22 protein-coding genes are annotated in these 18571 nt (G+C 42.0%); 11 read left to right on the top strand and 11 right to left on the bottom strand.

All coding sequences use genetic code 11. From position 1 onward, the window contains the following. Nucleotides 1-15 precede the first annotated feature (15 nt). Both ACZIX4_RS18615 and ACZIX4_RS18610 read left to right on the top strand, forming a co-directional pair. Nucleotides 16-492: a hypothetical protein gene (locus ACZIX4_RS18615; RefSeq protein WP_463337157.1), complete on the top strand. Its 477-nt coding sequence runs from the start codon at nucleotides 16-18 to the stop codon at nucleotides 490-492. 186 nt (nucleotides 493-678) lie between these two features. Next, a complete protein-coding gene (locus ACZIX4_RS18610; protein WP_463337156.1) occupies nucleotides 679-894 on the top strand; it encodes a hypothetical protein in 216 nt (71 codons plus the stop codon). A gap of 34 nt (nucleotides 895-928) precedes the next feature. Here the strand turns inward: ACZIX4_RS18610 and ACZIX4_RS18605 are convergent, their stop codons facing one another. Both ACZIX4_RS18605 and ACZIX4_RS18600 read right to left on the bottom strand, forming a co-directional pair. Beyond that, a complete protein-coding gene (locus tag ACZIX4_RS18605) occupies nucleotides 929-1312 on the bottom strand; it encodes a PUR family DNA/RNA-binding protein (protein ID WP_463337155.1) in 384 nt (127 codons plus the stop codon). A gap of 70 nt (nucleotides 1313-1382) precedes the next feature. Further along, entirely contained in the window at nucleotides 1383-3140 is a 1758-nt protein-coding gene (locus tag ACZIX4_RS18600; RefSeq protein ID WP_463337154.1) for an ABC transporter ATP-binding protein, read from the bottom strand. Nucleotides 3141-3335: 195 nt separating this feature from the next. Between ACZIX4_RS18600 and ACZIX4_RS18595 the strand changes: the two genes are divergently transcribed. From ACZIX4_RS18595 to yajC, 4 genes are all read left to right on the top strand, one after another. Next, nucleotides 3336-4439, top strand: coding sequence for a Glu/Leu/Phe/Val family dehydrogenase (locus ACZIX4_RS18595; protein ID WP_463337153.1), 1104 nt, complete (start codon nucleotides 3336-3338; stop codon nucleotides 4437-4439). Between the two features lie 117 nt (nucleotides 4440-4556). Then, nucleotides 4557-5468, top strand: coding sequence for a transcription antitermination factor NusB (gene nusB, locus ACZIX4_RS18590; RefSeq protein ID WP_463337152.1), 912 nt, complete (start codon nucleotides 4557-4559; stop codon nucleotides 5466-5468). A gap of 24 nt (nucleotides 5469-5492) precedes the next feature. Then, complete coding sequence (locus ACZIX4_RS18585; protein WP_463337151.1) at nucleotides 5493-5966, top strand: DUF1573 domain-containing protein; 474 nt, start codon at nucleotides 5493-5495, stop codon at nucleotides 5964-5966. A gap of 13 nt (nucleotides 5967-5979) precedes the next feature. Next, nucleotides 5980-6255 (top strand): preprotein translocase subunit YajC, encoded by a 276-nt coding sequence (yajC, locus tag ACZIX4_RS18580; RefSeq protein ID WP_463337150.1) that lies wholly within the window; start codon nucleotides 5980-5982, stop codon nucleotides 6253-6255. A gap of 80 nt (nucleotides 6256-6335) precedes the next feature. Here the strand turns inward: yajC and ACZIX4_RS18575 are convergent, their stop codons facing one another. Then, nucleotides 6336-6719, bottom strand: coding sequence for a DUF3037 domain-containing protein (locus tag ACZIX4_RS18575; protein WP_463337149.1), 384 nt, complete (start codon nucleotides 6717-6719; stop codon nucleotides 6336-6338). Further along, nucleotides 6697-7491, bottom strand: a complete 795-nt coding sequence (locus tag ACZIX4_RS18570; protein WP_463337148.1) for a HipA family kinase — start codon at nucleotides 7489-7491, stop codon at nucleotides 6697-6699. Before ACZIX4_RS18570 ends, ACZIX4_RS18575 begins: the two co-directional genes overlap by 23 nt. A gap of 117 nt (nucleotides 7492-7608) precedes the next feature. On the opposite strand from ACZIX4_RS18570, the gene ACZIX4_RS18565 reads away from it, so the two are divergent. Further along, the gene (locus tag ACZIX4_RS18565) at nucleotides 7609-8106 is read left to right on the top strand and encodes a metallophosphoesterase family protein (RefSeq protein WP_463337147.1); all 498 of its coding nucleotides are present in this window, start codon (nucleotides 7609-7611) and stop codon (nucleotides 8104-8106) included. 1 nt (nucleotide 8107) lies between these two features. Here the strand turns inward: ACZIX4_RS18565 and ACZIX4_RS18560 are convergent, their stop codons facing one another. Both ACZIX4_RS18560 and ACZIX4_RS18555 read right to left on the bottom strand, forming a co-directional pair. After that, entirely contained in the window at nucleotides 8108-8716 is a 609-nt protein-coding gene (locus ACZIX4_RS18560) for a hypothetical protein (RefSeq protein WP_463337146.1), read from the bottom strand. Beyond that, the gene (locus ACZIX4_RS18555) at nucleotides 8716-9387 is read right to left on the bottom strand and encodes a peptidase associated/transthyretin-like domain-containing protein (protein WP_463337145.1); all 672 of its coding nucleotides are present in this window, start codon (nucleotides 9385-9387) and stop codon (nucleotides 8716-8718) included. Before ACZIX4_RS18555 ends, ACZIX4_RS18560 begins: the two co-directional genes overlap by 1 nt. A gap of 100 nt (nucleotides 9388-9487) precedes the next feature. Here ACZIX4_RS18555 and ACZIX4_RS18550 point away from each other — a divergent pair, with 100 nt between their 5' ends. After that, nucleotides 9488-10483: a 2-hydroxyacid dehydrogenase gene (locus tag ACZIX4_RS18550; protein WP_463337144.1), complete on the top strand. Its 996-nt coding sequence runs from the start codon at nucleotides 9488-9490 to the stop codon at nucleotides 10481-10483. Between the two features lie 589 nt (nucleotides 10484-11072). On the opposite strand, the gene ACZIX4_RS18545 is transcribed toward ACZIX4_RS18550, so the two are convergent. After that, nucleotides 11073-11486: a DUF4293 domain-containing protein gene (locus tag ACZIX4_RS18545; protein WP_463337143.1), complete on the bottom strand. Its 414-nt coding sequence runs from the start codon at nucleotides 11484-11486 to the stop codon at nucleotides 11073-11075. Between the two features lie 189 nt (nucleotides 11487-11675). Here ACZIX4_RS18545 and rho point away from each other — a divergent pair, with 189 nt between their 5' ends. After that, a complete protein-coding gene (gene rho, locus ACZIX4_RS18540; RefSeq protein WP_463337142.1) occupies nucleotides 11676-13580 on the top strand; it encodes a transcription termination factor Rho in 1905 nt (634 codons plus the stop codon). Nucleotides 13581-13646: 66 nt separating this feature from the next. On the opposite strand, the gene ACZIX4_RS18535 is transcribed toward rho, so the two are convergent. After that, nucleotides 13647-14318 carry a hypothetical protein gene (locus ACZIX4_RS18535; protein WP_463337141.1) on the bottom strand — a complete coding sequence of 224 codons (672 nt, stop codon included), beginning with the start codon at nucleotides 14316-14318 and terminating at the stop codon, nucleotides 13647-13649. A 142-nt stretch (nucleotides 14319-14460) separates the two neighbouring features. On the opposite strand from ACZIX4_RS18535, the gene ACZIX4_RS18530 reads away from it, so the two are divergent. Further along, on the top strand, nucleotides 14461-15579 hold the full coding sequence (locus tag ACZIX4_RS18530; RefSeq protein ID WP_463337140.1) for a serine hydrolase domain-containing protein: 1119 nt from the start codon (nucleotides 14461-14463) through the stop codon (nucleotides 15577-15579). A 3-nt stretch (nucleotides 15580-15582) separates the two neighbouring features. Here ACZIX4_RS18530 and ACZIX4_RS18525 read toward each other — a convergent pair whose 3' ends face one another. The 3 genes from ACZIX4_RS18525 to ACZIX4_RS18515 all read right to left on the bottom strand — a co-directional run bounded on the left by ACZIX4_RS18525 (nucleotide 15583) and on the right by ACZIX4_RS18515 (nucleotide 17182). After that, entirely contained in the window at nucleotides 15583-15741 is a 159-nt protein-coding gene (locus tag ACZIX4_RS18525; RefSeq protein ID WP_463337139.1) for a hypothetical protein, read from the bottom strand. A 71-nt stretch (nucleotides 15742-15812) separates the two neighbouring features. Beyond that, entirely contained in the window at nucleotides 15813-16679 is an 867-nt protein-coding gene (locus ACZIX4_RS18520; RefSeq protein WP_463337138.1) for a bestrophin family protein, read from the bottom strand. A gap of 26 nt (nucleotides 16680-16705) precedes the next feature. Continuing rightward, complete coding sequence (locus tag ACZIX4_RS18515) at nucleotides 16706-17182, bottom strand: hypothetical protein (protein WP_463337137.1); 477 nt, start codon at nucleotides 17180-17182, stop codon at nucleotides 16706-16708. Nucleotides 17183-17375: 193 nt separating this feature from the next. On the opposite strand from ACZIX4_RS18515, the gene ACZIX4_RS18510 reads away from it, so the two are divergent. Beyond that, complete coding sequence (locus tag ACZIX4_RS18510; RefSeq protein ID WP_463337136.1) at nucleotides 17376-18554, top strand: AIR synthase related protein; 1179 nt, start codon at nucleotides 17376-17378, stop codon at nucleotides 18552-18554. The last annotated feature ends 17 nt before the right edge of the window (nucleotides 18555-18571 follow it).

Genomic DNA, 18571 nt, shown 5'->3' with positions numbered 1-18571 from the left:
AATTAAATAAACGCTATGAAAAAAATCGTAGTTACCTTTTTACTGTTATTTATAACAGTAGCTGCCTATAGCCAGGCCACAGGTTTTTCGCTGCTGAAAGACAGGTTGGTTTGGGAAAACGTCTATATATCTAAAGAGCCCAATGCAGCGGCGCTTATAACCCGTAATTCCAGGCTGAAAGTTACCTCTGCAAAAGGAAACCTTTATAAAGGTACCGGGACGGGGCTTAGCAGGGTATGTCCGGGTACATCTAAAGTGCTTTCGGGAGGGTATAATTTCAATTTTGAGATTGAACAATACCAAGGTAAATATCGCGTAACCCTTTCTTTAATCAGCTTTAATAACGGCAAGAAAAAGTTGTTAGCCGAGAGCCATCTTGTAGAAAAAGGCAAAATAAAACAGACCAAAGAAGCAAAGACCGACTTGGCGTGTATGGAAGATTATTTTACTAAAGTCTTTGAGCTGGTTACGGTTTATAAAAACCGTTCTTAATATATAAAAGATGTTCTTTTAACAAGGGAATGATTATTTTTTATTACCTTTATACAGAGCCGGTTATGTGTATCCGGTAATTTTCTACCCAATTATGTTTTGCCTGTAGGCAAGGCAAGCCTTTACGGAAGCTGTTTCGGCAATCCTCTACCCGGATTACTTAATCAATTATGAAAAATTACAGCCGTGAAAGTCTTAAGCCTTTTGGTATCAGTGGTATCGTTACTACTGGCATCATTTTTTACCGTAACATCTTTTCCCGGTGCTGGTACCTTTAATGGTGCCTTGTTATTCCTGCTTATGGTACTTTTAGTACTTATAAGTATAGTAGGTATAATGATAAATATGCCTGCGCACAGCCGTGTACATCATCATGGGCTAAGGCAGGGGAAAGTGAAGTAAAATAAATAGCCCTTTGTAAAAAAAGGGCTATTTATTATATGTCATCAAAACTAATGTCGGTAAAACTTTCAGAAACCAAAGCTGGCTCTGTTTCTTCTTCAGTCCTTTCAGAAAAGAATTTCCTGAAATCTTTTTGGTGCCTTTCAGAAATAACTTCTTCGCCCTTGTTGTTCAGTACAAAGTTAGTCATCTCGTCAAGGATTTCCTTAAAAGCGCCGAAATCTTCCTTATAAAGATAAATTTTGTGCTTTTTGAAGTGGAATGAACCGTCTTCTTCGGTAAACTTTTTGCTTTCGGTAATGGTGATGTAGTAATCTTCAGCCTTGGTAGCCCTTACATCGAAGAAATACGTCCTTCTGCCGGCTCTAAGCACTTTTGAAAAAATCTCCTCCTTTTCCAGCATGTCATGTTCTCTCATAATCCTCTGTCCGTTTTATGTGGTTTATGCTGATACCAAAAATCTAAAAAAAATCTTAATAAAGCAACAATTATTGTAATTCTTTTTCTGATAATTGCAGCAGGTACAATTCCTTGTAATATCCGTTGTGGTTTATTAATTGATTGTGAGTGCCTTGTTCGGCTACTTTTCCATCCTCCAAAATGATTATTTTATCAGCATTTTTAGCTGATGAAACCCTGTGGCTTACAATAATTGTGGTCTTGTCTTTACAAAAATCCTTAAGGTTATTCAGTATGGTTTCTTCGGTTTCGGTATCTACCGCCGAAAGGCAATCGTCAAGCAATAATATAGGTGCATCCTTAATCATGGCGCGCGCTATAGATACACGCTGCTTTTGCCCGCCCGAAAGCGTAAGCCCCCTTTCGCCCAGTATGGTATCATACTTATGGGTAAAGCCTTCTATATTATGGTGTACTGCGGCCTTGCGTGCTACGTTTTCTATTTCGGCATCGGTAGCGTCTTCTTTGCCAAATTTAATGTTGTTCTTTATACTGTCGCTAAACAAAAAGGCATCCTGTGGTACAAAGCCTATAGCATCCCTAAGGTCGTAGAGGTTAAGTGATTTTATATCCTGACCGTCTACGGCTATATGCCCGCCATCGGCATCGTACAACCTGCTGATGAGCGATAGTAACGTACTCTTACCACTACCCGTACGCCCAAGGATGGCAAGTGTTTCGCCTTTGTTCAGGGTAAAGCTTACGTCTTTAAGTGCTTGTATGTTGGTATCTTCATAAGTGAAGCTAACGTTTTCGAAACGTATATCTCCTTTAATATAGGAGTGGTCGCGGTTACTGTTCTCAATTTCGGGCTTCACTTTCAGGAACTCATTAATGCGTACCTGCGAAACCTCAGCTTCCTGTATCATGCTCGATATCCACCCGAGTGAAGCTACCGGCCAGGTAAGTTTGTTGATGTAAAGTATAAATTCGGCTATGGTACCTATGTTGTCTATGCTGCCGCGTACGTACATCATGCCACCTACCATTATCACTACAAGGTTGCTTATACCTATAAGTAGTATCATCAACGGCCCAAACATAGCATTTACCCATGCAAGGTTCATGTTTAGTTTTTTGCTTTCGCGTGAAAGTCCTTTAAAGCTTTCTTCGCGCTGGTCTTCCAGTGCGTAGGCTTTTATAACCCGTATACCCGAAAATATTTCCTGTGAGTTGGTAGCCAGTTGTGAAAGGTTTTGCTGTGTACGGGCACTGCGCCTGTTAATTTCGCGACTTACCCAGAATATACTATAGGCCAATAGGGGCAGGGGTAGTATGGTGTATAAGGTAAGTTGCGGCGATATCCTTGTCATCTGCGTAAGGATTACTATAAACCCTATAATGGTGTTTAGTGAATACATTATGGCGGGGCCTACGTACTGCCTTACCTTATTTACGTCTTCGGTAATGCGATTCATAAGGTCGCCAGTGCGGTTCTTTTTATAGAAACTTTGCGACAAGTTTTCGTACTGTTTGAATACCTCGTTTTTCAGGTCAAACTCTATATGGCGAGACATTACTATTAGGGTTTGTCTCATAAAAAATGTTAGCAACCCTGCTAGTAATGTAGTGCCTACAATAACAAGTATGGCATGGAGCAGTTCTGCCTGTACGGTTTCGGATGTAGCCTGCCCTTTTGTGTACTTTTCTACAGCGGCAACAGCATCGCCCACATAAACCGGGGTAAACTGCGATAGTATTTGTGCTGCTATGGTAATGACAATTCCGAGAAGAAATTGAAATTTATATTTTATGAAATATTTGTTTAAATATTGTAATTCTTTCATGATGTATTTTGCTACGGTAAATTAACCGTAACGGGTGTGTTAAATTATCTTCAAAAACAATTTTTTGGAACTGTTTAAAAAAGCTATTGTTTTTGTAAATATCCTAAAAAATGAACTTTAAAACGCTTTTCTAATGTAAAATGTTTAAATTTGTGTCAGCTTTTTGAAATTATTTCAAGTTTAAAACGAATTATTATGATAGCAGAAGTTGTTAAGGCCAATGAGCTTACCAAGGTTGACCCTGTGTTCGGTCAACAGTCTTTTAATGATCATGAGCAGGTAGTTTTCTGCCGTGACAAAGATACTGGTTTAAAAGCAATAATTGGTATACATAACACGGTTTTGGGTCCGGCTTTGGGCGGTACCCGTATGTGGAAGTATGCCAACGAGTGGGAAGCCCTTAATGACGTTTTAAGGCTTTCGAGGGGAATGACGTATAAATCAGCTATTTCGGGCTTAAACCTGGGTGGTGGTAAGGCGGTTATTATAGGTAACGCCGCAGCCGATAAAACTCCTGAGCTTATTACCCGTTTCGGCCAGTTTGTACACTCGCTTAGCGGTAAGTATATTACTGCTGAAGACGTAGGTTCTACAACCCCCGATATGGACCTTATCCGCGATGTTACCCCTTATGTTACCGGTATTTCGGAAAGCAGGGGAGGTTCGGGTAATCCAAGCCCTGTTACCGCTTATGGCGTATACATGGGTATGAAAGCCGCCGCTAAATACCAGTTTGGTACTGATAACCTTGCCGGTAAAAAAGTGCTTGTACAAGGTACAGGCCACGTAGGTGAAACGCTTATAAGCTACCTTGCTAAAGAAGGCGCACTGCTACAGATAACTGATATAAATGAAGACCGCGTTAATGCCGTAGCTGCAAAATACGGTGCTGTAGTATTTACAGGTGCCGACCTTTACAGCGCCGATGTAGACATCTATGCGCCATGTGCACTGGGAGCTACTATTAATGACGATACCGTAAATAAAATCAATGCCAAGGTGATTGCCGGTGCTGCTAACAACCAGCTTGCGGTAGAAACCATTCACGGTAATATACTTAAAGAGCGTGGTATAGCTTACGCCCCGGATTTCCTTATAAACGCCGGTGGTATTATTAATGTATATGGCGAGATAGCCGGTTATGGCAAAGAAGAAGCCCTTCGCAGGACTGAGAACATCTACAATACTACACTGGAAATTTTCCACGAAGCTGAGGCTGATAACATTACTACGCACCAGGCGGCTATGAACATTGCCCAAAGGCGTATTGACGAGCGTAAAAAAGAAAAAGCCAAATAATTAGCTTAAAAAAATATTATTCTTAATTTTGCGGGGCGAAAAGGAAACTTTCGCCCCGTAATAATTTAAAGTTCTTATATCCGGATGTTAAACAGGAGACATATTCGTGTTAAAGTAATGCAGAGCATTTATGCTATGCTCCAAAATGGTTCAGATAGCCTGGACAAAGAAGAGAAATTTTTGTTCCAAAGCATTGACAACATCCGCGACCTGTACCTCATTATGGTTTCGGCACTTGTGGAACTGAAGAATGCAGAGGAAGATTACCTTGAAAAAATAAGCAAAAAGCACCTTGTTACTGCCGAGGAGCGTAATGCAAACCGTAAGTTTGTGAATAACGCTGTTTTGAAATTGCTTGAAGAAAGTAATCCGCTGGGTATAGCGCTTGAAGACCGTAAAATAAATAACTGGAAGCTTAACGACGATTATATACTGATACTGCTTGATGCAGTAAAGGAAAGCGCGCTGTACCAAAAGTACATGGAAACCCGTGAAAACAATTTTGAAGAAGATCGCGAGTTTATAGCTACCCTGTTTGAAGAAGTAATCGCACCAAACGATAAGCTATACGAATACCTGGAAGATTATAAGCTTACCTGGGTAGATGATATACCGGTGGTAAACACCATAATCAGCAAGCAGCTTAGGGCTATAGCGCCACAAGGCCGTGATGCCTATTATGTACCAAAACTGTACAAAGACCTTGATGATAAGGATTTTGTACGCGACCTGTTCCGTAAGGTGGTGCTAAATAATAATGAGCTGGCTAAAGAGTTTATGGACAAAACGCCAAACTGGGATGCAGAGCGTATTGCCGAAATTGACTCTATCATACTTAAAATGGCGATTTGCGAGTTCCTGAAGTTTCCGTCTATACCGGTAAAAGTTACCATTAATGAATACCTGGAAATAGCCAAGGAGTACAGTACACCAAAAAGCAGTATATTTATCAACGGAATTTTAGATAACCTTGTTAAGGATTACCAGGCTGCAAACAAAATGGTAAAAACCGGCAGGGGATTGATGTAAAACCATCTTAATACACTATATGTTATGTTAAAGAAATCACTGGCCATGCTTGCTGTGGCATCTGTAGCACTGGTTTCATGCAAAAAAGACCAGGCACTTACCATAGACGATGCTACTGCAAAAAAAGCGGAGCTTGCCCATATTGACGGCGGTAAGCTTGCTACCATAAAATTTGAAAACCCTGAGCACGATTTTGGTACCATCCAGCAGGGGGATAAGGTAGAACACACTTTTAAGTATACCAATACAGGTACGTCTGACCTTATTATTACCAATGCAAAGGCCAGCTGTGGCTGTACTGTGCCTGATTATACCAAAGAGCCTGTAGAGCCGGGTAAAACGGGAGAAGTACACGTAGTGTTTGACTCTGCCGGAAAAAGTGGTGAAGTTACTAAAAAGGTAACCCTTACCCTTAATACCGAAGCAGGTACTGAAATAGTTTCGTTTAAAGCAAACATAGAAAACAAAGGTATAGGCGCAGTGCCTGCCGCACATTAATATATTATAACCAATGGGACAATTACAGTCGTTTTTACCGTTGCTGCTTGTAGTAGTAGTTTTTTACTTCTTTATGCTAAGGCCGCAACAGAAAAAAATTAAACAGGAAAAAGAATTTGACAGTGCCCTTAAAGTAGGCGATAAAATCGTTACAAAAAGCGGCATCCATGGCAGGCTTGCCGAACTTAGCGAAACCACTATGGTAATCGAAACCATGGCGGGCAAAATAAAATTTGAACGCTCGGCCATATCGCAGGAGCTTAGTGCTAAGGCAAATGCCAAATCATAAATAAAAAAATACCGCTGAATAAGCGGTATTTTTTTTGCATATAAATCAGGGTAAATATTTTTACCTGAGCGAATCTAAGGTTATAACACCAGTTCCTCAAAAAGTTGCTGTACCTTCGTTTCAGGGTCAGGGCACAGGCCGGGGTGTGGGCGCGATGTCTGTATCACCGAGCTGCGCACTGCGGTAAGCCACCGGAAACGTTCGGCTATTTCCATTTGGGCTATAGGGCCGCCGTTACGGCTGCCGTGTGCTATCCGCTCAAACGAATCCAGGTTTTTCTGTATCTGTTCCACGTCTGATGTGCTGCACATAGCCAATACCTTATCGGCATGTAAGTGGTGCAGTACCTTAATAAACTTTTTGCGTTTGCTAAACAGTATTACGCCTACATTTACAAACTCTTCGCGTTCTACCCTGGGTACCACGCGAATTACTGCATATTCATATAAGTGCCTGTCTTGCATGGGTAGCTTGTTTTATAAATATGTCAGAATTTTGTAAGCGAACCAGCAGGAACTGTGCGTATACCTCCCGAATTTCAGATGGAGACAGGTCGCTACCTTCCCATTGCAGCCATTCATCAGGCAGCAGGTTTACAATGCCGTGTAAAGTGTCTTCGCTAAGTATAGCTTTAAATTCGGCATCCACCTCTTCCAGTTTAGAAGCCTGAGGCAGCAGTACATGGTCTTTTATCAATGAAAAGGGCACTACGGCATGGCCCTGCGGGTCGCTGAACGAATGGTGGAAGTAAAACGCAGCGCCGTGGTCTATCAGCCACAGTTCCTTATGCCACATCAGCATATTGGTGTTACGGAAGGTGCGGTCTACGTTAGTTATATAAGCATCCAGCCACACAATTTGCGAAGCCAGTTTTTCGTCTACCGTAGTTACAACCGGGTCATAATTAATAGCGCCGCTAAGGAAGTGCAGGGCAAGGTTAAGCCCCTGGCTGAATTGTAGCAGGTCCTGTATTTCTTCGTCTGCTTCAGTACGCCCAAAAGCCTCATCAAGATTGGCAAATACCAGTTCAGGTACGGGCAGGCCAAGTGTGCGGGCTATTTCGCCACCCAACAGTTCAGCAATAAGTGCCTTGGTGCCGTGGCCAGCACCTTTAAATTTCAGTACGTATTTAAATTCGTCATCTGCTTCGGCAAGGGCAGGGAGTGAGCCGCCTTCCCGTAGTGGGGTTATATAGCGCGTAACGGTAACGGTGCGCAATTGTGGTTTTTTTTGCATGGTAAAATAAGTTGGCTTAGGCCAGTTATTATTTGTAAAAGTACGGCTTTTCTGTGATATTTAGTATTTGGGTATGTAGGGTTTGATGCGTACTTTTGAATGATAAAAACAACTGCTTTGATCAAGATACTCTTGCTTTCTGATACCCACAGCCATATAGATGCTACCATAATGAAATACATACGCCAGGCCGATGAGGTATGGCATGCCGGTGATATAGGCGACCTCTCGGTGACTGACACTATAAAAAAGGAAAAGCCCCTAAGGGCGGTGTATGGTAATATAGACGATGCACAGGCACGCCTTGAATTTCCGTTGCATAACCGTTTTATGTGCGAGGGGGTAGATGTGTGGATTACCCATATAGGTGGCTATCCCGGTAAGTATAACCCGGCTATTCGTAGTGAAATACAGTTAAATCCGCCAAAGATTTTTATCTGCGGGCACTCGCACATACTGAAAGTAATGGCCGATCCTAAGCTGGGGCTTATCCACATGAATCCCGGAGCGGCAGGCACACACGGTTTCCACCAGGTGCGTACCATGCTGCGCTTTGAAATAGACGGCGATAAAATACAAAACCTTGAGGTGATAGAAATAGGGAAGCGGGTATAGGTTAAAACCTTACACCTGCCATTATATTCAGCTGCCCCAGGCGGTTGTAAAATTTGTCCAGTTCGGGTGCGGTTTTAGCATCCAGGTAAGACATGCTGTAGGTGGCGCCAACAAATATCTTGACGTGCTCTTGCAGCACAAAATCAACATCTACACCACCGCCCAGTGTATGGCCAGATTGCCGGCCCTTACTTTTCTTAATCGAAAATGCCGAACCACCTACATTCAGGTCCAGGCTCGATACAAAAACCTGGTGGTTTAAGATAAACTTTTTTGAAATGGGCTGTTTAAACAGTATTTCGCCGTAAAACCCGGTAAGCTTTGTGTTGCTTGCAGTTGTGGCAAAAGCCGGGTCTGAAGTTTTATATTGGAGAAACCTCATGCCGCCGTTCAGCTGGAAATTATGGTATTGTAAAATTGTAAATGCAAGGCCAAAACCAAAATCGCCATGATGGGCTTTTGCCAATACATTATTGCCTATACCCACGGGGGCGCAATAGTATATTTTAAAATACTCGCGGGGTAGAAATGTCTTTGTAGAATCCTGTTCCTCCTGTGCGCTTAAAGTTATGCTGCATAGGAGGATTATTGTGGTAATAATTTTTTTCATTATGGTATGGTTATGGTTACGTCTTGTTCTCCCATTGTTACAAGCTGCTCGTATATAGTTTCGTCGTTTTTCATATAACGCAGTGTAAGTATCTGGTTCTTTTTTACATAGAAAATCATGTTTGCGTCATTGTAATACTCACTATAAGGCAGTTCGTCATAATTATTGTAAAAATTATTTACAGGAAAATCAAGGTCTATACTGTTTCGGGCTACTATACCCGTCATGCTTGTTTTCACTATTTGTCCAAAGCTAAAGTTTAGGGTTATTTTAGCAGTGTTGGTTTTGGGGCATAGCGCGGTAGTACCCAGGTTAAGTGTGTAATCATTAAGTGCCTCCTGATTGATATTATGATACTCAACATCAGAAAATGCTGTGTTTACACCATTAACTATGTAATCAGTTTTATTAATATAAATTTTCGGGATGCCGTTTTTTGCCCTTGGCGCAGCAATGCGGAAGTTGCCTTTAGCATCAGTATAGCCATAAGCTATTGTTTCAGACAGGCTGCTGTTATACATAATTACGTATACCGGTATTCCCGAAAGCGGAGTGCCTAAATCATCGGTCACTGTACCTTTGTAGAGGATTTTAGTGTCTCCGTCATAGTCCAGGCCACAAGACACCACAAGGCAGGCTGTTAGTAAGAGTAGGGTGATTTTCTTAATCATTTGGATATCAGTAATTGGTTTGTTGATTAGATGATAAACATCATAATTGGTTGCGTAAAATAAGTATAAATTTGTATACAAACAATTAATAATCATCTTTATGAAAATGGTTTTCTTCTCAGCAAAGCCTTACGACAGGCTGTTTTTTGACCGCTATAATAACATCCCCGGCCTTGAAATAGAATATTATGAAACCCACCTTGGCCCGCATATAGCCAATGTGGTGGAAGATGCCGTGGCTGTTTGCGCTTTTGTAAACGACAAGCTTACTGCGTCAGTAATAGCAACGCTTGCTGCCCGCGGGGTAAAGATAATTGCCTTGCGCTGTGCCGGTTTTAACAATGTAGACCTGGATGCGGCTAAGGCTCATAGTATGCGGGTATGCCGTGTACCGGCCTATTCGCCTGAGGCTGTGGCGGAGCATACTGTAGCCATGCTGCTTACCCTTAACCGCAAAACCCATAAAGCCTATAACCGCGTACGCGAGCAGAATTTTTCGCTGAATGGCCTACTTGGTTTTAACCTGTATGGCAAAACGGTAGGGGTTATAGGTACGGGTAAAATAGGCAAGGCATTCTGTAAAATAATGCTGGGCTTTGGTTGTACAGTGGTGGCCTATGATATTTACCCTGATGCCGAACTGCAACAAGCTAGTGTAGTATATAAACAGTTAGAGGATGTACTGCCGGTGGCCGATATACTGTCATTACACTGTCCGCTTGTGCCGGAAAATCATTACCTGGTGAATAAAGATTCGCTTGCGCAAATGAAAAAAGGCGTGGTGATTATAAATACGAGCAGGGGAGGGCTTATTTGTACCACAGATATTATTGAAGCGCTTAAAAGCAGGCAGGTAGGTGCACTGGGTATAGATGTGTACGAGCAGGAGGAGAAACTGTTTTTCCGCGACCTGTCTGAAAATATTATTGATGACGATAATATACAGCGGCTTATGAGTTTCCCGAATGTACTGGTTACGGCACACCAGGCTTTTTTTACAGATGAGGCGCTTTCGCAGATAGCACAGGTAACGCTTAATAGTCTAGATAAATTAATGCAGGGCGTTGAACCTGAGCAGTCTGTAGTTTTAGTATAACCACCTGAAGATAACTTCCGTTCACCGATACAAAAGTGGGTATTCACCTAAAAAGTACCCGTAAGCTGTTCTGCGGTTGTACATTTGTATCACAATCGGGTTGCAGCCCGATAAGGTTTAAGAAGTAAAAGTTTTTTTTCATAATTGGTTTTTGATTGGTTTTAAAAATGCCCTGTAACCCAAATGCAGGGCATTTTTTGTTTTATACCAAATTGAACTGAGAGAGTAGCTGTTGTGTAGCCGTTTTTTGTCTGTTCAATGGCTTAATATTCAGTATTAGTCCTACCTGCTTTTCCACTTTGCATAAAGATAAACGGCATTGGTCTACAGTAACTATCCGTCTGCCTAAAAAACACCCTCGGGCTGTTTCAGCGTTGTACATTTGTACTGTAATCGGGTAATAACCCGTACAGGTTTAAGGAAGTAAAAGTTTTTATCATAATTGGTTTTGATTGGTTTTTGCAGAAACGCTCCGGGGAAACAGGTGGTTGGAGAAGATTAATCCCCGGGGCGTTTCTCTTTTTTAAGGCCATAAAAAAATCCGGGATACCCCGGATTCTTTACGCACTAATAAACTAAGTTAAAAGGTTTACCTCAAACGGTCTGCAGATTTTACAAGATCCTCGTCCTTCTTTATAGCCTTATTTGCAAGGCTTAAAAAAACGATAGAAACAAGAGGAAGATAGATCCCAATACCCTTCTCAGACACCTCGGCGTCTCCGGATAAGTTTAGCAACCTGTATATAAATAAACCAAGTAAAATAAAATTTAATATTATGTTCAGCCTGCCAATAACAAACTGGTTTTTACGTTTCTTATAACTAAAGAGACTAACTACCGATAGCGTGGCGCTTGCCACAAACAAAAATACATATGCTATATTCTTGTTAAAGTAAGTAGGATCCTCGTCTGTACTTAATGTGTACAGGGGCAAAAAAATGGGCAGTATACCGCTGGCAAGTATTGCTATGATTAGGTAAATGCTCTGTATGCGTTGTATCATTCCTTGATTTAATTGCAGCACAAAAATATGTTTTCTTTTTATAAAATACTATTGTATGATAAAAATTAATTTGTATTATTGCAGTACTAAACTGCAAGTTGCTCATACTGCGAAAGTATGGGTGTCAGAAAAAAATCCACTTACATATCCGCATTTTTTGTAATTGCCTAAATTAACTATAAAGTATACATGTTTGATATTTCTGAATTAAAAGAAATGAAGCTTCCTGAACTACAGGATATAGCCAAAAAAGCCAATATCAGTAAATTCAGGGGGTTAAAAAAGGACGAGCTTATTTATAAGATCCTCGACCATCAGGCAGCAAACCCGGCACAGGTACAGCCCCTGTTTGAAGAAGCAGCGCCCGCTGCCGAAGATGCTGCTGCCCCTAAGCAAAAAAGGGCACGCATAAGCAAAAACGCTGATGCTGCCGAAACTGCTGAAGCGCCTGCCCCGGTAGCAGAAGAAACTCCTGTAGTCGAAACCCCTGCGGCTGAGGAGGAACCTAAAGCTAAAAAGCCGCGTATTACTAAAAAAGTAGAAGAAGCTGCCCAGGAAACTCTTTTTGCCCCAAAAGAAGAGAAAGAAACAACTCCACAAGAAACTACTGCTGCCACTGCTGAAACATCCGGTTTACTAATTAAGCCTGCTGATAAAAATTTACAGAAGGATAACCGTAACAATAAGCCGCTACAGCAAAAAGGCCCGGTACAAAACGGCAAGGACAATGGCCAGAAGCCGGTTCGCCCGCCTATGACCGATGAAGAACGCCGCGCACAGATAGAACGTGCTAATGCTAACAACCCGAATCACCCGAGTTATAAAAAACGCATGGCTGAGCTTGCTGCAGAGCAAGGGGGCGAAGCAGTTAAAAGTGGGGCTGCAATACAGCCTGCTGCTGCTAAGGAGCCGGTGCAGAAAGAAGCGAGGGAACCAAAAATACAGAAAGAGCCAAATTATCGCGAGGCCGATTATGAGTTTGACGGTATTATAGAAAGCGAAGGAGTACTGGAAATGATGCCTGATGGCTATGGTTTCCTGCGTTCGTCTGACTATAACTATCTTGCTTCGCCTGACGATATATATTTATCAAACTCACAAATACGCCTTTTCGGGCTTAAAACCGGTGACACTGTAAAAGGTGTGGTACGCCCGCCTAAGGAAGGTGAAAAATATTTCCCGCTGGTACGTGTACTGAAAATAAACGGACACGACCCACAGGTAGTACGCGACCGCGTATCGTTTGAACACCTTACACCGCTTTTCCCTAACGAGAAATTTAACCTTGCCGACAGGCAAAGCACCATATCTACCCGTATTATCGACCTGTTTTCGCCAATAGGAAAAGGGCAGAGGGGTATGATTGTAGCCCAGCCAAAAACGGGTAAGACTATGTTGCTTAAGGATATTGCCAACTCTATTGCGGCTAACCATCCTGAGGTATACCTTATAGTACTGCTTATAGACGAAAGGCCTGAAGAGGTTACCGATATGCAACGCAGCGTTAAGGCTGAGGTTATTGCCTCTACCTTTGATGAGCCTGCAGAGCGTCACGTAAAAGTGGCTAATATAGTCCTTGAAAAATCTAAACGCCTTGTAGAGTGTGGCCACGATGTGGTGATACTATTAGACTCAATAACCCGCCTTGCCAGGGCTTACAACACGGTGCAGCCTGCATCGGGTAAGGTACTGAGTGGTGGTGTAGATGCCAATGCACTACAAAAACCGAAACGTTTCTTCGGTGCTGCGCGTAATATAGAGAATGGTGGTTCGCTTAGTATTATTGCTACAGCGCTTACCGATACCGGCTCTAAAATGGACGAGGTTATCTTTGAAGAATTTAAAGGTACCGGTAACATGGAGCTTCAGCTTGACCGTAAGATTGCTAACAGGCGTATTTTCCCTGCTATCGACCTTACTTCATCGAGCACACGCCGCGATGACCTGCTTCTTGATGAAAAAACCATACAACGCATGTGGATTATGCGTAAGTACCTTGCCGACATGAACCCGGTAGAGGCTATGGATTTCATTAACGACCGCTTTAAGAAAACCCGCAACAATGCCGAGTTCCTGCTAAGCATGAACGACTAAGCATTAGCGATATAAAAAAGTAAAGCCCCTCATTGAGGGGCTTTACTTTTTTATATCGCATTTTTATTATTGGTCAGATTCTTTAATAACCATCACACGGCCTTTAAATCCGGTGCATAGGCCCCATTCGCCTTTCATAAGCAGGGTGCCAGCATTGTCATATACAAGGAATAAAGCTGTGTTAGGCCCCTGGGTGCCCTGGTTCATGGCCTCAAATTCTATGTTGTTAAAGCCTTCCTGTAGGGGTATGCGTAAAGGTTTGTAGGTGTTGTACAGGGTAAACTCGGGTATGGCTACCTGCCCGTTTACCAGTACACGTACACGGTCACCGTCTTCTGCACCAAAATCGGCGGCCATTATATCTACATATCCTGATTTGGTGCGTACTTCGCCAAAATCCTGGTTACCCTTAAACTCCGGTGTGGCGTCGCCCTGTGGCCTTACAGTAGTACGATCGGAAAACTCTTTAGTACGGTTTACAAATTCCGTATCCTGGTACATACTGAAATCGGGCTTTTTTTCGCCTATGGTAAATTTCGGGTAATGTTGGGGCTTTTCATCCGGCTTCATATCGAGAAGGCTGGTAGATGGGCTCATGGTAGTTGTAGAAGGCTTAACCGTAGTATTGTTATTGGTAGCACGGGGTATATGCAGCGAACCCTTTGCCCCGGTATCGGTTTGGGCAGAGGCTACGGCAGTGATAGCGACCAATAATGTACTTAAAATAATTTTTTTCATGGTACGGTTAAAATCTGTCTAAAACAAAGGAACAAAAATTTTGCCAAAAACTTCGGCAAGCATACAATTATAACGCTATTTTAGCCTTTTAATTATAAGGAGCTGTCCTGTAGGCTTCATGTTTCCCTGTATTTTCTAATATATGAAATTTTCTAAAGTATTTTCAATAGTAGTGCTGCTTGCTGTTTGCGGCTTTGTATCATCGTGTAAACTGGGCAGGTTTGTATATTATAATTTTGCCAACATTACTGATTATAAGGTGTTCCCGAGCCGTACAGCAAAGAACGATTCGGTAAAATTTACCTTTACAACGCCTAATAAGCCAAGGGCACCAAGACAGATTACCTTTGGCGATAAGCAGTATGATTTTGACGAATATCTTAAAAAGAACAAAACGGTAGCTTTCCTTATCATAAAGAACGACAGCCTGCTTTGCGAAAAGTATTATAACGGTTATACGGAAGAATCGGTTGTAGCGTCATTTTCTATGGCCAAGTCCATCACTTCAATACTTATAGGCTGTGCTATAGACGACGGGCTTATCCGTTCGGTAGAGGAGCCTGTAATTAATTATATACCAGAGTTTTCGGGCAAGGGTATGGATAACCTTAGTATCAAGAATGTACTGCAAATGACAAGCGGTATAGAGTTTAACGAAAGTTACATTAACCCTTTTGGCGATGCCGCTACCTATTATTACGGGCGAGATTTGCGCAAAGCCATCTATAAACGGAAACTCCAGAATAAACCGGGTACAAACTTTAGCTACAGCAGCGGCGATACCCAGATACTGGGACTTATACTTGAGCGTGCACTGAAAGGTAAAAAGATTACCGAATACCTTGAAGAGAAGCTGTGGAAGCCACTTGGTATGGAGTATGATGCCACATGGAGCCTTGACCGTAAAAAAGACGGGCTTGAAAAAACATTTTGCTGTGTGAATGCACGTGCAAGAGATTTTGCCAAAATCGGCAGGCTGTTCCTGAATAAAGGCAACTGGAATGGCAAACAAGTGATAAGCAAAGAATGGGTAGAAGCATGTACAACACCCGATACGCTGGAGGGTGGCGTGCCATACTACAAATACCAGTGGTGGCTGGAGAAAGGCGGAAACTATACCGCAACAGGTATCTTAGGGCAGTTTGTATACGTGTCGCCTAAAAATAATGTGATTATAGTGAGGCTGGGTAAAGATACAGGCAATGCCAACTGGGAACCGTTGTTCTATTCACTGGCTAACTTGTACGGGGGCAATAAATAACGCTTATTTATTACGGCCAGTGCGGCTGCCTTCGGCATTCCAGTCGTTGTCCGGGCTTTTGCGGTCGCGGTCATCTGTGCGGGTTATTTTTCCGTTAGCGTCGTAGTGGGCATTGTTGTTCATGTTGTCATTTGCAACGGTAATTTTCTTTTGTGTGTCCATAATCCTAAAACATTTCGGGTAAGTTACTGAAAATAATTCAGTATTGATGTTAAGTCCCTGAAAAATAATCTTTAATATATCAGTTCTTCTACATTTTTACGGATATTTTCAGCCATACGATCCAGCGGAAGGTCGTTTTGGTCTTTACCGAACGGATCCTCTATTTCTTCCGCAATAAGTTCTAGCGAAGCCAATACATAAAATACGAACACTACTACAGGGATTACATAATACCCCAACTGGAACACATATCCAAACGGCAGTGACATCACATAAAAGAAGATAAACTTCTTTATAAACGCACTGTACGAGTAAGGGATAGGTGTATTTTTTATGCGTTCGCAGGCACCGCAAATATCTAGCAGGCTTTGTATTTCGGCATTAAGAACAATCAGTTGGTCGCCGGTTATTTTACCTTCGGTATAGAGTTGGTTCACTTTATCCATGATGGTTTTTACAATCTGGTTTGGCTTGTGCTTGTAGTGGTCGGCTTTTAGTGTGGCATCGTCAAATAGCTCATGGCTTATGTCTTCATTGCGCAGGTGTTGTGCCAATACGTTGCTAAACGCCGGAATCAGCCTGCGAAATAGTTCCTTGTCTTCAGTTCCCTGTACCATTACGGTGATTTTTATGGCAAGGTTGCGCGAGTTGTTTACCAAAGCACCCCACATACGGCGGCCTTCCCACCAGCGGTCGTAAGCAGTATTAGTACGGAACACGAGCAGCATGGATATTACAAAACCTACAAGGCTGTGTATTATGGTAATGTTTTTTACATGGCTGGTCTCTGATAGTTTCCAGTAGCTGGTTTCCAGCCACGCTATACCGGCGGAGTATGCTGCAATAGCCAGCATTAACGGTAACAGTTTCATGAAGGTGTCACCCTTATGAAAACGGAATATAAATGAAAACCACTCTTTGGTGTTGTAGGACTGCATGATGGATATTATGGGTCTATGATTTTTTACTTGCAATGTAGCATTATTCCTATAACTACTAATACAAGTGGCAATAAAGGCCATAAGAAATGTACGTTAATTATAAAGCGCTTGCTACTGTTGTCTTCAAAAAAGAATGTAAGTACCTTATGAGAATTAGTTGTTTCATTGTCTGCTTTTTCTTTTATTGATACTACCGAATGATTTTCATCAACAATGGTTTTGTCCAGTTCTTTGAGATAAAATATACTTCTCATTTTATTCCTGTAATATCTTAATGATGTCGCCATTGCAAATAAAAATCCAAAGAGCCCCATACAAATTAAGACATTAACGAGGTTTGAATCTGAATCATCAAGAGTTTTGTCTGTAGTTATTAAGCCTATAATAACGCCACCTATCAGCAAAATAAAATTTACAACCGAAGAGCGTTGAGTTTCGTGATGCCTTATCATGTTGCATTGCTCTTTATATAGTTCCAGTAATAATGATTCTCTTGTCATATCGCTCTTGGGCATAATTTGTGCTTCTTATGATTGTTAATTGATTATAAGTAAAGCTAAGCATTTTAAGCTATTCCGAAATCTTTTGATTGTATTAATTAATTCATTGCACATAGCCGAATTTTCAAATTCGCTAATTTTCAAATTGTGTAATTAAAAACTATCTTTGCACCAACAACACAAACTGCGCATAATGAGCTCTGATACCAGCAAACGATACAGCCAGCGTGGTGTTTCGGCCTCTAAAGAGGATGTACACAACGCAATTAAGAATATAGACAAAGGCCTGTTCCCTAAGGCTTTCTGCAAAATTGTACCCGATTACCTTACCGGAGATGAAGATTACTGCCTGATTATGCATGCTGACGGCGCTGGTACAAAATCGTCTTTGGCGTACATGTACTGGAAAGAAACCGGAGACATCAGCGTATGGAAAGGCATTGCCCAGGATGCGCTTATCATGAATATAGACGACCTGCTGTGTGTAGGTGCCGTAGATAATATAATGCTTTCTTCAACTATAGGACGCAACAAAAACCTTGTTCCGGGTGAAGTGATTTCTGCCATTATAAATGGTACGGAAGAGCTTATTGAGGAACTGAAAAACTTTGGTGTTACCATACATTCTACCGGTGGTGAAACTGCCGATGTAGGCGACCTGGTACGTACTATTATTGTAGACAGTACCGTTACGGCACGCATAAAACACAGCAATGTTATAGATAATGCCAACATACAGGCAGGCGACGTTATTGTAGGCCTTGCGTCTTACGGGCAGGCTACTTATGAAAAAGAGTATAACGGCGGTATGGGCAGTAATGGCCTTACTTCGGCGCGCCATGATGTGTTTAATAAATACCTTGCCGAAAAATACCCTGAAAGCTTTGATGCTGCTGTGCCAAATGAACTGGTATATTCAGGCAATGTAAAGTTAACGGATGCTGTGCAGGACAGCCCTATTGATGCAGGTAAGCTGGTACTTTCGCCTACGCGTACCTATGCACCTGTGATTAAGAAAATCCTTGAGAAATATACACCGGAAGATATTCACGGTATGGTACATTGCAGCGGTGGTGCCCAGACTAAGGTGCTGCACTTTGTAGATAACGTACACGTGATTAAAGACAACCTGTTCCCGGTTCCGCCACTGTTTAAGCTGATACAGGAGCAAAGCGGCACCGACTGGAAAGAAATGTACCAGGTGTTTAACAGCGGCCACCGTATGGAGCTTTATGTACCACATGCTATAGCCGAAGATATTATTACGATAAGTAAATCGTTTAATATTGATGCGCAGATTGTAGGTAGGGTACAAGCCTCTGAAACTAAGAAGTTAACTATTACAAGCGAATACGGTACTTTTGAGTATTAATTGTTGATATAACGGTT

This window comes from Flavobacterium niveum, assembly GCF_055231775.1.
Note: the sequence above shows the minus strand (reverse complement) of the source record. Positions and strands in the feature narration are given on the sequence as shown.

What these genes read in the sequence shown, in the direction of transcription:
- ACZIX4_RS18560 (WP_463337146.1), bottom strand. Translation starts at nt 8,716, where the DNA reads ATGAAAAAAATTATTACCACAATAATCCTCCTATGCAGCATAACTTTA.
- ACZIX4_RS18535 (WP_463337141.1), bottom strand. Translation starts at nt 14,318, where the DNA reads ATGAAAAAAATTATTTTAAGTACATTATTGGTCGCTATCACTGCCGTA.
- ACZIX4_RS18575 (WP_463337149.1), bottom strand. Translation starts at nt 6,719, where the DNA reads ATGCAAGACAGGCACTTATATGAATATGCAGTAATTCGCGTGGTACCC.
- ACZIX4_RS18605 (WP_463337155.1), bottom strand. Translation starts at nt 1,312, where the DNA reads ATGAGAGAACATGACATGCTGGAAAAGGAGGAGATTTTTTCAAAAGTG.
- ACZIX4_RS18545 (WP_463337143.1), bottom strand. Translation starts at nt 11,486, where the DNA reads ATGATACAACGCATACAGAGCATTTACCTAATCATAGCAATACTTGCC.
- ACZIX4_RS18520 (WP_463337138.1), bottom strand. Translation starts at nt 16,679, where the DNA reads ATGCAGTCCTACAACACCAAAGAGTGGTTTTCATTTATATTCCGTTTT.
- ACZIX4_RS18555 (WP_463337145.1), bottom strand. Translation starts at nt 9,387, where the DNA reads ATGATTAAGAAAATCACCCTACTCTTACTAACAGCCTGCCTTGTGGTG.
- ACZIX4_RS18595 (WP_463337153.1), top strand. Translation starts at nt 3,336, where the DNA reads ATGATAGCAGAAGTTGTTAAGGCCAATGAGCTTACCAAGGTTGACCCT.
- ACZIX4_RS18600 (WP_463337154.1), bottom strand. Translation starts at nt 3,140, where the DNA reads ATGAAAGAATTACAATATTTAAACAAATATTTCATAAAATATAAATTT.
- ACZIX4_RS18570 (WP_463337148.1), bottom strand. Translation starts at nt 7,491, where the DNA reads ATGCAAAAAAAACCACAATTGCGCACCGTTACCGTTACGCGCTATATA.
- ACZIX4_RS18530 (WP_463337140.1), top strand. Translation starts at nt 14,461, where the DNA reads ATGAAATTTTCTAAAGTATTTTCAATAGTAGTGCTGCTTGCTGTTTGC.
- ACZIX4_RS18510 (WP_463337136.1), top strand. Translation starts at nt 17,376, where the DNA reads ATGAGCTCTGATACCAGCAAACGATACAGCCAGCGTGGTGTTTCGGCC.
- nusB (WP_463337152.1), top strand. Translation starts at nt 4,557, where the DNA reads ATGCAGAGCATTTATGCTATGCTCCAAAATGGTTCAGATAGCCTGGAC.
- ACZIX4_RS18615 (WP_463337157.1), top strand. Translation starts at nt 16, where the DNA reads ATGAAAAAAATCGTAGTTACCTTTTTACTGTTATTTATAACAGTAGCT.
- ACZIX4_RS18525 (WP_463337139.1), bottom strand. Translation starts at nt 15,741, where the DNA reads ATGGACACACAAAAGAAAATTACCGTTGCAAATGACAACATGAACAAC.
- rho (WP_463337142.1), top strand. Translation starts at nt 11,676, where the DNA reads ATGTTTGATATTTCTGAATTAAAAGAAATGAAGCTTCCTGAACTACAG.
- ACZIX4_RS18585 (WP_463337151.1), top strand. Translation starts at nt 5,493, where the DNA reads ATGTTAAAGAAATCACTGGCCATGCTTGCTGTGGCATCTGTAGCACTG.
- ACZIX4_RS18515 (WP_463337137.1), bottom strand. Translation starts at nt 17,182, where the DNA reads ATGACAAGAGAATCATTATTACTGGAACTATATAAAGAGCAATGCAAC.
- ACZIX4_RS18550 (WP_463337144.1), top strand. Translation starts at nt 9,488, where the DNA reads ATGAAAATGGTTTTCTTCTCAGCAAAGCCTTACGACAGGCTGTTTTTT.
- yajC (WP_463337150.1), top strand. Translation starts at nt 5,980, where the DNA reads ATGGGACAATTACAGTCGTTTTTACCGTTGCTGCTTGTAGTAGTAGTT.